Source organism: Acinetobacter sp. 3657, from assembly GCF_031456775.1.
Taxonomy (GTDB): Bacteria; Pseudomonadota; Gammaproteobacteria; order Pseudomonadales; family Moraxellaceae; genus Acinetobacter.
The window spans coordinates 57211-71640 of sequence record NZ_JAVDVH010000010.1; the positions used below are offsets into that span (position 1 = coordinate 57211).

The 14430-nt window shown below is 41.9% G+C and carries 12 protein-coding genes; 10 read left to right on the forward strand and 2 right to left on the reverse strand.

What is annotated here, in order from left to right:
* Positions 1–25: 25 nt before the first annotated feature.
* Both J2Y37_RS11700 and J2Y37_RS11705 read right to left on the reverse strand, forming a co-directional pair.
* Positions 26–1396, reverse strand: coding sequence for a phosphomannomutase CpsG (locus J2Y37_RS11700; protein WP_349032924.1), 1371 nt, complete (start codon positions 1394–1396; stop codon positions 26–28).
* A 124-nt stretch (positions 1397–1520) separates the two neighbouring features.
* Entirely contained in the window at positions 1521–2726 is a 1206-nt protein-coding gene (locus J2Y37_RS11705) for an amino acid aminotransferase (protein ID WP_349032925.1), read from the reverse strand.
* Positions 2727–3152: 426 nt separating this feature from the next.
* Between J2Y37_RS11705 and J2Y37_RS11710 the strand changes: the two genes are divergently transcribed.
* The 10 genes from J2Y37_RS11710 to J2Y37_RS11755 all read left to right on the forward strand — a co-directional run bounded on the left by J2Y37_RS11710 (position 3153) and on the right by J2Y37_RS11755 (position 13990).
* Entirely contained in the window at positions 3153–3863 is a 711-nt protein-coding gene (locus J2Y37_RS11710) for a GntR family transcriptional regulator (protein WP_241323834.1), read from the forward strand.
* Positions 3856–4737 carry a methylisocitrate lyase gene (gene prpB / locus J2Y37_RS11715; protein WP_004667983.1) on the forward strand — a complete coding sequence of 294 codons (882 nt, stop codon included), beginning with the start codon at positions 3856–3858 and terminating at the stop codon, positions 4735–4737. The genes J2Y37_RS11710 and prpB overlap by 8 nt, the downstream gene beginning before the upstream one ends.
* 177 nt (positions 4738–4914) lie before the next feature.
* Positions 4915–6075 (forward strand): 2-methylcitrate synthase, encoded by a 1161-nt coding sequence (prpC, locus tag J2Y37_RS11720; RefSeq protein ID WP_349032926.1) that lies wholly within the window; start codon positions 4915–4917, stop codon positions 6073–6075.
* Between the two features lies 1 nt (position 6076).
* Positions 6077–8698, forward strand: coding sequence for a Fe/S-dependent 2-methylisocitrate dehydratase AcnD (gene acnD / locus J2Y37_RS11725; protein ID WP_349032927.1), 2622 nt, complete (start codon positions 6077–6079; stop codon positions 8696–8698).
* Positions 8699–8880: 182 nt separating this feature from the next.
* The gene (locus tag J2Y37_RS11730; RefSeq protein ID WP_349032928.1) at positions 8881–10074 is read left to right on the forward strand and encodes a hypothetical protein; all 1194 of its coding nucleotides are present in this window, start codon (positions 8881–8883) and stop codon (positions 10072–10074) included.
* Between the two features lie 264 nt (positions 10075–10338).
* On the forward strand, positions 10339–10794 hold the full coding sequence (locus tag J2Y37_RS11735) for a hypothetical protein (protein ID WP_349032929.1): 456 nt from the start codon (positions 10339–10341) through the stop codon (positions 10792–10794).
* A 189-nt stretch (positions 10795–10983) separates the two neighbouring features.
* Positions 10984–11127, forward strand: a complete 144-nt coding sequence (locus J2Y37_RS11740; protein ID WP_349032930.1) for a zinc ribbon-containing protein — start codon at positions 10984–10986, stop codon at positions 11125–11127.
* A 124-nt stretch (positions 11128–11251) separates the two neighbouring features.
* Positions 11252–11827, forward strand: coding sequence for a DUF4126 domain-containing protein (locus J2Y37_RS11745; RefSeq protein WP_349032931.1), 576 nt, complete (start codon positions 11252–11254; stop codon positions 11825–11827).
* Positions 11828–11975: 148 nt separating this feature from the next.
* A complete protein-coding gene (locus tag J2Y37_RS11750) occupies positions 11976–12932 on the forward strand; it encodes a carbon-nitrogen hydrolase family protein (RefSeq protein WP_349032932.1) in 957 nt (318 codons plus the stop codon).
* Between the two features lie 170 nt (positions 12933–13102).
* Entirely contained in the window at positions 13103–13990 is an 888-nt protein-coding gene (locus J2Y37_RS11755; RefSeq protein WP_349032933.1) for a DMT family transporter, read from the forward strand.
* Positions 13991–14430: the final 440 nt, after the last annotated feature.

Below are 14430 nucleotides of genomic sequence, written 5' to 3' on the forward strand. Positions count from 1 at the left end.
GAGCAATTGCTCCCTGTTTTTTTACTTAACTTGTAATCAACGCCGTCAACTCATCGACATAAACCTGCATTGGTTGAGGTTTTTTGTCGGCACGGCTTTCGATATTTAAGCGCAACAACGGCTCTGTATTCGATGCGCGAACATTTAAGCGCCAAGCACCAAAATCAAGACTTACCCCATCAGTACGGTCGATCTGTGGATTTTGATCGGCATAATGATCAAAGATCTTTTGTACCGTTGCCTGTGTATCCGCGACTTTAAAATTAATCTCACCACTACATGGGAACTTTTCAATCATGTTTTCAACGAGAGTCGAAAGTGATTGATCTGTCTCAGAGAGTAGGGCAATTGTCAGTAGCCAAGGGATCATCCCGCTATCGCAATAAGCAAAATCACGGAAATAATGATGTGCACTCATTTCACCGCCGTAAACGGCATTGTGTTCACGCATCACATCTTTAATAAAGGCATGTCCTGATTTTGACTGTACTGCAATCCCTTGATATTTTTCTACAATATCAAAGGTGTTCCAAACAAGACGTGGATCATGCACGATCTTCTCACCTGATTGTTTGATCAGGAACGCTTGAGCCAATAAGCCAACAATATAATAGCCTTCTATGAACTGACCCTTTTCATCAAATAGGAAGCAACGGTCAAAGTCACCATCCCATGCAATCCCTATATCGGCTTGATGTTTAAGTACTGCATCACGAGTGCTGTCACGATTCTCGATCAGGATCGGATTAGGAATACCATTTGGAAATGTACCATCTGCTTCGTGATGGATCTTAATAAATTCCACTGGAATATTGAGCTGTTGGAACTTCTGTTCGATCGCATCAATCACATGACCAGCTGCACCGTTACCAGCATTTACCACCAATTTAAGCGGTTTAATTTTTTGTGGGTCAATATAGGTCAGTAGGTGCTCGATGAACTCAGGCAGAATGTTATAGTTTTCTGTCGTCCCTTTTTGTGTGACTTCAACGAACTGACCTGATTCAGCTAAGGCTTGAATCTCTTTTAAGCCTGTATCCGCACTGATTGGACGGGCGTTTTCACGGACCAATTTCATGCCGTTATAATCCATTGGATTATGGCTAGCAGTGACTTCGATACCGCCCTGAACATCGAGGTGGAATGCACCGAAATAGACTTCTTCCGTCCCTGTCATCCCTAAATCAAGCACATTGATGCCTGCATCATTGAGTCCACGAATAGTGGCTTGTTTTAAGCCTTCACTGCTTAAACGGATATCACACCCGATCACCACAGTTTTCGGTTGATAGATTTGCCCATAAGCGCGACCAATCTTATAGGCAATCTCTTCATTCAGCTCTGTACCGAGTTTGCCGCGAATATCGTAGGCTTTAAAGCAAGTGAGTTGTGTCATATTTGAAAGCGCTGTTTGTTGTTTATTAATACCTTGCAGTATACAAAGACAGCGGAAAATAAAAAATGGCTGCTTCAGTTGAAACAGCCATTCTTAAGTAAAGAAGTGTAGATGAATTTATAAGTTAAGCAGATTTCGCTAAAACTTCAGCAACCGCTTTCGCAACTTTATAGACATTATTCATGTTTAAACCAGCAACGCAGATACGACCACTACGAACGAGGTAGATTGCGTATTCTTCACGTAAGGTATCTACTTGTTCAGCCGTTAAACCTGTGTAACTGAACATGCCTTTTTGATTCACCAAATAGCTAAAGTCACGTTCTGGCAATGCTTTGGTCAGCTCATCTCTTAAGATGATACGCATTTTAAGGATACGCTCACGCATCTCTTTGACTTCGTCTTGCCATTGTTGGTTCAGTGCAGCGTCATTTAACACTTGATCCACTAACCATGCCCCTGTTGTTGGTGGGCTAGAGTAGATACGGCGAACCGTTGCTTTCAACTGACCGAATGTGCATTTTGCTGCTTCTGCATCATCACAAACGAAAGTCAAACCACCAACACGCTCACCGTACAGCGAGAAGATTTTAGAGAATGAGTTGCTGACGATGAAGTTTAAACCAGATTGATCTAGGGCACGGATTGCATAGGCATCTTGTTCCATACCATCGCCAAAACCTTGGTAGGCGATGTCTAGGAATGGAATTAAATTGCCTTGTTTTAATACCGCAATCACTTGATCCCATTGTGCTGGATTCAAATCCGCACCTGTTGGGTTATGACAGCAAGGGTGTAACAACACAATGCTTTGTTCAGGTAGTGTTTTCAGCGTAGACAACATGCCATCAAAATCGACACCACGCGTTTCAGCATCGAAGTATGGATAGAAATTACTTTTGATACCTGCACCATTGAAGATGGCAACATGGTTATCCCAAGTCGGTTGACTCACCCAAACTTCTGAATTTGGAAAATATGTTTTTAGAAAGTCAGCACCGACTTTCAATGCACCTGATCCACCCAATGTTTGAATCGTCGCAACACGACCTTGTTGAATTGCTGGGCTATTCGCACCAAACAATAAGGCTTGAATCGCTTCACGGTAAGGTTTGAAACCTTCCATTGGAAGATAAAGCTTGGTTTGCGTATTCTTCGGTGCAATGCGTTTTTGCGCTTCGATAATGGTATCAAGCTGAGGAACGATGCTGTCTTCGTTATAGTACAAACCAATACTGAGGTTCACCTTTTCAGCGCGTGGATCAGCATTGAACTGTTCCATCAATGAAAGAATTGGATCGCCTGCATAAGGTGGGATATGTTGAAACATTAACAATGTCCTTTTATTCAACAAGGGGCATGGAGGTGTTTTTGAATGCCCAATAATGTACCAATAAAGTGCAGATGAAGCACTCTATTATTTGCATTTCTAGTGCAGTATTTACTTACAAAATCAGTCTAAGACGAGCAGGTTATCAGGATTGTTGACAATCAAGCTGTCATACCATCGTCGTAGAATAAAAAAGATAAAGTCAGCTTTGTGGCAAGGATCAAAACAACATTGAGTTGATCTTGTTCTATAAGTTTTTGTTTTATTTGTTATTAATATGACTCTTGATTTGGTTGCTGATTTGTTTAGACAGGAACTGCCGCTGGTGAGATTGTCCGAGACTTGATTTTTATTGTCGACAATCCTATTGCAATTTTTGTCATATCTCGTTATAAAATCATCAAAACGGTAGAGATTGTCGACAATATGCAAGATACCCTTGTTCCACAAGCCATCAGCACAAGTCAGGGAAGAACACTGACGGAACACGTATTTAAGCAAATTCAGTCTGCGATCGTTTTGGGGCAGATTCCTGCGGGAAGTAAGATTTCTGAACCTGAACTGGCACGTATTTATGGGATTAGCCGTGGGCCTTTACGGGAGGCGATTCATCGTCTCGAAGGACAGAAATTGGTGGAGCGGACTGCACATATTGGTGCCCGTGTGGTCTCTCTCTCGCTGCAACAGTTCCAAGAGCTATATCAGATTCGTGCTTCTTTAGAAGGGTTGGCGTGTAAACTCGCTGCGCAACATATCGATAAAAAACAAATCTTGGCATTACGCGATGTATTACGGTTGCATGCTGAAGATGAAAATTTTAAAGCAGGTAAAGGTTATTATTTGCAAGAAGGGCAAGATGATTTCCATTACTGCATTATTAAAAGTAGTGGCAATAAGACCCTCGAAAAAATGTTGTGTGATGAGCTATATCACCTCATTCGCATGTATCGAATCCAGTTTTCAAATACCACTGATCGACCAAGCAAGGCTTTGGACGAACATATCCGCATTTTAGATGCGATTGCTGAAGGTGACGGTGAACTCGCCGAAATGCTGATGCACCGTCACATCAATGCATCCTACAAAATTGTTGAGCAAACATTGCTGCAAACTCAAGGAGAATATCAACATGGCTAAACAGTCTGCTGGTCAGCTATTCCGCGACGCGGTCGCACAAGAAAAACCATTACAAGTGGTGGGTGCAATTAATGCAAACCATGCTTTATTGGCAAAACGTGCAGGTTATAAAGCCATTTATTTATCAGGTGGCGGTGTCGCGGCAGGTTCGTTGGGCTTACCTGATTTAGGCATTAGCAACCTTGATGATGTATTGACAGATGTGCGTCGTATTACTGATGTTTGTGACTTACCATTATTGGTGGATGTGGATACGGGTTTCGGCGCATCTGCATTTAATATTGCACGTACCACCAAGTCGATGATTAAGTTCGGTGCAGCAGCGATGCATATCGAAGATCAAGTCGGTGCTAAACGTTGTGGTCACCGCCCAAATAAAGCAATCGTGACACAACAAGAAATGGTTGACCGCATCAAAGCAGCGGTTGATGCACGTACTGATGACAGTTTTGTGATCATGGCACGTACGGATGCTTTGGCGGTTGAAGGCTTACAAGCAGCGATTGATCGTGCAGGTGCATATATTGAAGCAGGGGCGGATATGTTATTCCCTGAAGCAATTACTGAATTGGCCATGTATAAGCAGTTTGCTGATTTGACCAAAGTGCCTGTATTGGCGAACATTACTGAATTTGGTTCTACACCATTATTCACCACGGAAGAATTGGCTTCTGCCGATGTCAGTATTGCTTTATATCCACTTTCTGCATTCCGTGCGATGAATAAGGCCGCAGAAAATGTGTATGAGACTTTACGCAAAGAAGGTACACAAAAGAATGTGGTGGACACCATGCAAACTCGTCAAGAATTGTATGAGCGTATTAACTACCACGCGTTTGAACAATATCTAGATGGAACTTTTGAAAAGAAATAAGTAATAAATCTCCCCCCCCCCTTGCGGAACCATGTTCCTCATCTTTGAAAAAGAGGGGAATAACATAAATCTTAGATTGTCTAGGATGAATGTGAAATCCCCCTTTTAAAAGGGGGATTTAGGGGGATTAGGGAATTGGCAAGTTTTAACCCAAAGATATAAAAAAAGGACAATCTTATGAGCAGTAATGAAACGCCAACAACAGGCTTCAAACCAAAAAAATCAGTTGCACTCAGTGGTCAAGTTGCAGGAAACACGGCACTGTGTACTGTAGGGCGTAGCGGTAATGACTTGCACTATCGTGGCTATGACATTCTTGACCTCGCAGTGGGCAGCCAATTTGAAGAAGTGGCACACTTACTAGTACATGGCAAACTGCCAAACAAAGCCGAACTCAAAGCCTATAAAGCAAAATTAAAAGCATTACGTGGCTTACCTGCTGCACTTAAGACGGCACTTGAGCAACTTCCACCTTCGGCACACCCGATGGATGTGATGCGTACTGGTGTTTCAGTTCTGGGCTGTTTAACGCCTGAACATGAAGATCACAACGAAGCGGGCGCAAAAGACATTGCTGATAAATTGATGGCAAGCCTAGGCTCAATGTTGTTGTATTGGTACCACTTCAGCAACAATGGTCGCCGTATCGAAGTCGAAACTGATGATGACTCGATTGCTGCACATTTCCTGCACTTACTTCATGGCGAAAAACCATCTGAAGAATGGATTGAAGCGATGCATACCTCATTGATTCTGTACGCAGAGCATGAGTTCAATGCATCAACATTTACCTCACGTGTCGTGGCAGGTACAGGTTCAGACATGTACTCAGCGATTACAGGTGGTATTGGTGCGCTACGTGGACCAAAACATGGTGGTGCAAACGAAGTTGCATTCGTCATCCAACAGCGTTATGACAATGCCGACGAAGCAGAAGCAGACATTCGTAGTCGTGTTGAAAAGAAAGAAGTGATCATCGGTTTTGGTCACCCTGTATATACCATTTCTGATCCACGTAACGAAGTGATCAAGAAAGTGGCGTATGATCTTGCTGAAGCACAAGAAAATAACAAAATGTATTTGATCGCTGAACGTCTAGAAGCGGTGATGAAAGAAGTGAAAAACATGTTCCCGAACCTTGATTGGTTCAGTGCAGTGAGCTATCACTTGATGGGTGTTCCTACCGCTATGTTTACGCCATTGTTCGTGATTGCACGTACCGCAGGTTGGTCAGCGCATGTGATTGAGCAACGTCAAGACGGTAAGATCATTCGCCCAAGCGCGAACTATACAGGTCCTGAAAATCTAGAATTCAAACCTTTGGCGGAGCGTGACTAATATGAATAACACACAATACCGTAAACCGCTGCCAAATTATAATGGCGATACCCAGCTCGAATACTATGACGTGCGTCAAGCCGTTGAAGATATTCAGCCAGGCGCATATGCAACTTTGCCGTATACCTCGAAAGTATTGGCAGAGCAATTGGTACGTCGTTGCGCCCCAACATTGCTCAACGATGCTTTAACTCAGTTAATCGAACGCCGTCAGGACATGGATTTTCCTTGGTATCCTGCACGTGTAGTTTGTCATGACATCTTAGGTCAAACCGCTTTGGTTGATCTCGCAGGTTTGCGTGATGCCATTGCGGAGCAAGGTGGCGATCCAGCGAAAGTCAATCCAGTGGTTCCGACACAGTTGATCGTTGATCACTCACTTGCAGTTGAGTTTGGTGGTTTTGATCCTGACGCGTTTGAAAAAAACCGTGCCATTGAAGACCGTCGTAACGAAGACCGTTTCCACTTTATTGAGTGGACGAAGACAGCATTTAAAAATGTCGACGTGATCCCTGCGGGTAACGGCATCATGCACCAAATCAACTTGGAGAAAATGTCTCCAGTGATTCAGGCGCGTGATGGAATCGCATTCCCAGATACCTGTGTGGGTACAGATTCACACACACCTCATACCGATGCGCTTGGCGTAATTTCGATTGGTGTCGGCGGTTTAGAAGCTGAAAATGTCATGTTGGGTCGTGCTTCGTGGATGCGTCTACCGGACATTATTGGGGTTGAGTTTGTCGGTCAACGTCAAGCAGGCATCACTGCAACAGATATCGTATTGGCGCTCACAGAATTCTTGCGTAAAGAACGTGTGGTCGGTGCTTACCTTGAGTTCTTCGGTGAAGGCGCAGACACCATGTCGATTGGTGACCGTGCGACCATTTCCAATATGACCCCAGAATATGGTGCAACTGCGGCGATGTTCTACATCGACCAAAACACCATTGATTATTTAACCTTGACAGGTCGTGAAGCAGACCAAGTCAAACTGGTTGAGCAATACGCTAAAGAAATCGGTCTTTGGGCATCGGATATGACCCAAGCACAATATCCACGTGTACTTCGTTTTGATCTTTCAAGCGTAACGCGCAACATCGCTGGTCCATCGAATCCGCATGCGCGTGTGTCTACGGCTGATTTGAAAGCCAAAGGCATTGCAGGCGTGGTTGAGCACCGTACCGATGGTCTAATGCCTGACGGCGCAATTATCATTGCCGCAATCACTTCGTGTACCAATACTTCAAACCCACGTAATACCGTGGCGGCAGGTCTATTGGCACGTAAAGCCAATGAACTTGGTTTAACACGTAAGCCATGGGTGAAATCATCATTTGCACCGGGTTCAAAAGCTGCTGCGCTATATCTTGAAGAAGCGGGCGTACTGAAAGACCTAGAGAAACTTGGTTTTGGTATCGTGGCTTATGCATGTACCACGTGTAACGGCATGTCAGGTGCATTAGATCCAGTCCTTCAACAAGAAATTATTGATCGTGACTTGTACGCGACTGCGGTACTTTCGGGTAACCGTAACTTTGATGGTCGTATTCATCCATATGCAAAACAAGCATTCTTGGCATCACCTCCACTGGTTGTTGCTTATGCGATTGCAGGGACGATTCGTTTTGACATCGAAAAAGACGCTTTAGGCACAGATAAAGACGGTAATCCAATTTACCTGAAAGACATCTGGCCATCGGATGCTGAAATTGATGCCTTAGTGAAAGAGTCGGTCAAGCCTGAACAGTTCCGTAAAATCTACATTCCAATGTTTGATTTGGGTGTCAATGAAGAAGCAGCAAGCCCATTGTATGACTGGCGTCCAATGAGTACTTATATTCGCCGTCCGCCGTATTGGGAAGGGGCATTGGCTGCGCCACGTACATTATCCAATATGCGTCCACTTGCGATTTTGGGTGACAACATCACCACCGATCATTTGTCTCCATCGAATGCGATTGTCCTCGACAGTGCTTCTGGTGAGTATTTGGCAAAAATGGGTGTGCCTGAGGAAGACTTTAACTCATACGCAACCCATCGTGGCGACCATCTCACCACGCAACGTGCGACATTTGCTAACCCGAAATTGTTTAATGAAATGGTGGTTCGTTCAGACGGTACTATTAAGCAAGGTTCAAAAGCGCGTGTCGAGCCTGAAGGCGAAGTGATGCGGATGTGGGAAGCGATTGAAACTTACATGAATCGTAAGCAACCGTTGATCATCGTTGCGGGTGCGGACTATGGTCAGGGTTCTAGTCGTGACTGGGCTGCGAAAGGTGTTCGTCTCGCAGGTGTTGAAGCGATCGTGGCTGAAGGTTTTGAGCGTATTCACCGCACGAACTTAGTGGGTATGGGTGTTTTACCGCTGGAGTTTAAAGCGGGTGTCAACCGTAAGACCTTAAAGTTAGATGGTACTGAGCTTTATAGTGTGATTGGTAATATCTCGCCACGTTCTGACTTAACTTTGGTGATCGAACGCTCGACAGCTGATGGTCGTGAAGAAATTATTGAAGTTGCTGTGACGTGCCGTTTAGATACAGAAGAAGAAGTTTCTGTGTATGAAGCGGGTGGTGTATTACAACGTTTTGCACAAGACTTTTTAGAAGGTCAAGTGGCTTAGATTACTGGGTTTGTGGTTCTTATGAAGAAGCTCTATCGCTATGATAGGGCTTTTTTCTTGGTGATTAAAAAGCTAAAAATTAGATTATTTTAATGATGATGAAGGCTAAATTTATTTTTTTGAAATAAAAATACTATAGATTATACTGCACAGTATATTTAACTCCCTAAGATGATACAAAAATGCTTTCTAAACAAAAAATAATACTCCCATTACTTTGTACTGTTTTTCTTACAGCATGTGGTGGCGGTGGAAGCGGTAATTCAAATAATTCCACTGGAAAACCAGAGACAAAACCAGAGACAAAACCAGAGACAAAACCAGAGACAAAACCAGAGACAAAACCAGAGACAAAACCAGAGACAAAACCAGAGACAAAGCCAGAGACAAAGCCAGAAACAAAACCAGAAACAAAAGTTGAGTATATTACGTTAAAAGGTAATGCTCGTGCATATGGCAATGTTTTGGATAATATTAGACTGAACGTCACTGCTAAATGTGTGAATGGCACTGGTTTTAAAACAGATGTTGTAAGTGATCTCTATGGATCATGGTCTGGTGAGGTAGATCGTAAACAACTCCCATGTAAGTTAAAAGTCGTTTCAGTAAAAGACACATACTACTCTTATGTATTTGATAAAGACGTTTTTGTTAATGTTAACCCTATTACAACCTTAGTCGTTGCTTTGGCATCTCAGCAAAAATCTGAAGATTGGTTTAATTCTAAATATATTTTTACTCCAATGGATTTAAACAAAGCTAATGAAGCAATAAAACAAGAATTAATTAAGAAAGGCTATGTTCTTGACAAAGATTTGAATCTGATAACAAATGATATGGGGAGTAACGCTTCTTATTATACTGTATTAGAAAAGTTAGAAGAATCGATTCATGGTGCGACAGGTTTTAAGGATTACTCTGATCTAGTGGATTTAATTTCTAAAGGTCAAGTTGATGCAATTCCACTAATACCAGAAGATTATGCACGTTTAAAAATTAACTATCAGGCTTGCGCAGGGGAACAATACCAGGGAAGTACAAAATTATTGACGCATTGTTCTTCAGACTTGTTGCCAGACTTTAAATCTAAAAAATTAAGACAAAAAGATAAGCAAGTTTGTGAGATCCAAAAGATAGGAAATACCCTTTCAATTAAAAGTGGTCAATTTAATTATCAGGTCAAAATAAATCAGCAAGAAAATGACAAAATCACAGATGGTTATCCAGTCATGAATACCTTATTACTCGCTGAAGGAAACCAGCGTGTGGAAATCCTTTTTCAATATGATTTATTGGTTATGGCAGCTGCATATCAAGTAGACAATAAAGGTAATCAAATAGATATGATTTATTGTGATGGCGTGTATACACGATAATAAGATTTAGTTATAACGACTTAAAATGCATCATCTTGTATTAAGCATGTGACTTATCTTAGACTTATCTAAATTAGAAGCCCTGTCGAAACGATAGGGCTTTTTATTGGCTAATTCATTCAGCTTAGGGTGGCGAAATACTAAGCATGTGATTGAATTTTGAGGGGAGTTTTCAGATAGGTAAATGTTGTTACATTATTAGTTATCGATTTATTTTTCATTAGAATATAAAAGTTTTTATGACCAATTTTGAGGCTAATTTAAGTGAATAAGTTTAAATTTTTTTTAAAGAGTGTAATAGTGCTGTGTGTCTGCATTCAGCTTCCAGCATGTGTTTCAGTATATGGAACAATGGGGGGAGTTACAAAGGCTTATCAAGGAGAAGCGAGACCTTTGGATCAAGTCGCTGTCATTTATTCGAATCGACAAGGTGATGAAAGTCATACCTATTTGATTAATGTAGATGGCAAAACATATGGAGATAGAATTGTTTTAGGATTTCCATTGGTAACGCATGTACTTCCTGGCAAGCATGATATTAAAGTCCATTGTAGTTTTTATTCGAGTAAATACTCAGAACCAACGATTCAGGTAGAATTGAAACCTAATCAAAAATATCAGTTAGATTGCCATTCTTCAGATGGAAAACATGCATTTGCGTTAATTAAAGAGGTTAGCGAGGTACCGAACTTATCTAATCGACGTACTGGTACAAAATGATGAATATAATAAAGTTCTTATGAATTTCTATATTCTTATATTATCTATCTTTGTGATATCAAACATAATAATGAAGATGTTTAAGTTTTTAGCTTTCCCGCCACACCCACTCGTCAAAAAGGTCAATAAATAATCAATACTATCAAGTTATAGTATATGTACCATTTCTAAAATCTATGGAGAGCAAAGATGGTAACTGCTGGCGAAAAACCCGGAACTGGTTTCTATTTTTGTGTCCAATGCGGACATCGCGCTTATTTAGAAATTGGTACTGATCGTTTACCTCCGTGTACCAAATGCCTTGGCAATCAATTCAACAGCAAGAATGCCTAAGCCGCAAACAACAAACAGTTATCCACTGTTTTAAAAAAAGCCCTATCACGCGATAGGGCTTTTTTGTTGGCTTAAAATATGAAATAAATAGATCGACCCTATACAGCAAACAAGGAAAACCAACATGGAAACAATTTTAGGACTCTGTATAGGCGTAGGATTAAGTGCCGCCTGTGGTTTTCGTGTTTTTGTTCCTTTATTGGTGATGAGTATTGCGACCTTAATGGGATGGTATGAACCTGCAAAAGGTTTTGAATGGTTGGCGATGCCTACCGTTTGCGCGGCGCTCGGTTTTGCGACGATCTGTGAAATTGCTGCATACTATGTGCCATGGGTCGATAATCTATTGGATACCGTTGCAACACCTGCGGCAGTGATTGCTGGAACATTGACCACGATGGCGGTGAGTAGTGGAGAAATGTCTCAGTTTGCAAGTTGGGCAGCCGCGATTATTGTTGGTGGTGGAACAGCAGGTGTGGTGCAAATGAGTACTGTTGCAGCACGTGGGGTCTCAACGGCAACCACAGGCGGACTCGGTAACTTTATAGTGGCGACAGGGGAGTTGATTGGCTCAATTTTATTGTCAGTTTTGGCGTTTGTGATGCCTGTGGCGATTACGGTATTGGTGATTGTTTTTGTGGTGGTGACGGTGCGTTGGGTACGGGCAAATAAGCGAAAAAATATAAGCCCCTCATTATAAGTTTATATATGGTGCGATGAGTTTAGAATTTATGGTCATTGCTGGAGTATTAGATAAATAAGCCGAAAATGTATCGAGCAGTGCCACAGTTTTTTTAAGATTTAATGCTAATCTTTTGAGAATAAAATTTCGACAAAAAAAGGTTCTAATGAAAATTGTAGCGATTCAACCTGCATTAAAACTTGGACAAGTCGAAGCAAATTTAAAAAAGCTTGAACAACTGATTTTAGCGGCATATCAGGAGCATCAACCTGATGTTATCGTGCTGCCTGAGTCCATGACTTCCCCAAATGTTTATTCACCACTGGCATTGCAGACACCACAACCATTACAAGGCGAACCGTTACAACTATTAATTCGATTAGCAACGCAGCTCAATGTCGTTATCACTGGTGGATTTGTTGCAATTCGGGATGGGCACGCTTACGGCACTTATATCTTGGTCGAGGCGAATGGTGACTATCATCTGCATGACAAAGATATCCCAACGGCATGGGAGCAAAACTTTTATCGTGGAGGTGTCGATGATGGCGTTGTCGATTCAACCACCTTGAAATGCAAAGTTGCTTTAGTGTCAGGGTGGGAGTGGGCACGTTACGGTACTGTGAAACGCATTCGAGCTCAGCACGCACAACTGATTTTAGGCGGCATGTGTTGGTACTCCATGCCGATCAACTGGTATGGAGTGTTAGGCAAGTGGATGCGACACGAACATGAAATCTATAAACAACAAAGTGAAGCTTTGCCTGCCCAAATGGCACGTTTGACAGGGATACCTGTGGTACATGCCGCACATGTGGGGGAGGTAATGAGTGATATGCCTCTGTTACCACACGTGAAATGGTTGACTGAAATGGTGGGTGAAACTCAAATCTGCGATGCATCAGGCAAGGTGTTGGCACGGATGAGTTTGGAGGATGGCGAGGGCTATATTGCGGCAGAAGTTGAAATCGCTGAGCCGCAGCCTTTGGATCAAGTGCAGCCGCGTTACTGGATTCCAGATATGACCGTAACTTCAAAATTGGCGTGGCATCTAGGCAATCTTCATGGTGGCTTAATGTATCGACTCCGACATCGTTTTAAAAAGTTTCCATGGCAAAACTAAGCATCAGCCCGCTATTTTTGATTTTTAGTAACGCTGTACTTTCGGTGATCTTTCACTTAAAAACAAGCAATTAAAACCGTATCAATCAAGGTGATTTTTCTAAAGTAACGCTCGAAAAATCACAGTGAAGCGAGTAAATTACACGCATATTTGATTTTGCGCTCAAGCTTATGGCAATCACTTGGATCTTGTTCACCCTTATGGCTGCATTTATGCAGGCTTGGCGCAATGCATTTCAAAAACAGCTCAGCACCACTGTTGATGTGTATGGAACCACATTAGCGCGGTTCTTATTTGCTCCGATTTTTGCCTTCAGTTATCTGGCTTTTCTCTATTTTCACCAACCTGTTGCTACTGAAGTTCATTTTTCTAATAAATTTTGGTTCTATGTAGTGATTGCAGGCATTAGCCAAATCTATGCCACAGCATTGATGGTCAAATTATTTCAACAAAAAAACTATGCGATTGGGGTTGGACTGGCCAAAAGTGAAGCGATCTTGGCGGCTTTAGTCGGTGTGTTGTTCTTACAGGAACATTTAAGCGTTTGGGGCTGGATTGGCGTTTCAATCGGCGCTGTGGCGGTTTTTCTACTGAGTAAAGGGCATCAGCAGGCCCAATTATCGATCAGAACTTTGATGATTGGTTTAGGCAGTGGTTTATGCTTTGCGATTACGTCATTGTTGGTGCGTGAAGCCAGTTTGGAACTGGGTATGTTGCCATTTCTACATCGTGCAGCTTGGGTGCTGTGCAGTCTGATCAGTTTTCAATGCATCATTATGCTGTTGTATCTCGGACTGTTTAGTCGAAAAACTTTGTATAGCATGTGGCAACGACTCGGGCTAACTTTTAAAGTCAGTGTCTGTAGCTTCCTTGCTTCATTGGGTTGGTTTAGTGCCATGAGTATGCAGACCGTCGCGATTGTTAAAACGCTCGGGCAGGTTGAGATTTTATTTAGTTTACTCATCTCGGCGTTTTTCTTTAAAGAGAAACTGGCAAGAACAGACCATCTCGGATTGTGGTTAGTTATTGTAGCGGCAATTATGGTGATTTGGGCGTAGAGTCTGTTTATCTTGAAAACGTACCATTTTTATATGTCTATTTTTGATTAAAATTTCGATTAAATATGGTTTATAGAGAATTTTAACTGTATTTAAATCGTAATAATGGTAAATAATTCTGCTTTTAAAAATAAATATGCAAAATTATTCCAAAATTGGCGGAAAATACCATTTTTTTAGGAAAACAATCCCACAGCGATCCCCCTAAACTATGTCTCAAGGGTGTGAAAGGGATCGAAAAGAGTAGCATGCGCCGAAGCTTACAAAGCAAGTGTGTACTTACCCAAAAGGTCTCGATTCGGCTTAGGACGCTATAAACCAAAAGTTTATAGGCAAAGGTTGTGACTTACAAAGTCATAGGTGTTGAAGTAAACAACATGTTTTCCCTTGATACCCTTAAAAATTCTGCGAAACAACAATAAATAAGAAAAAAAACCATC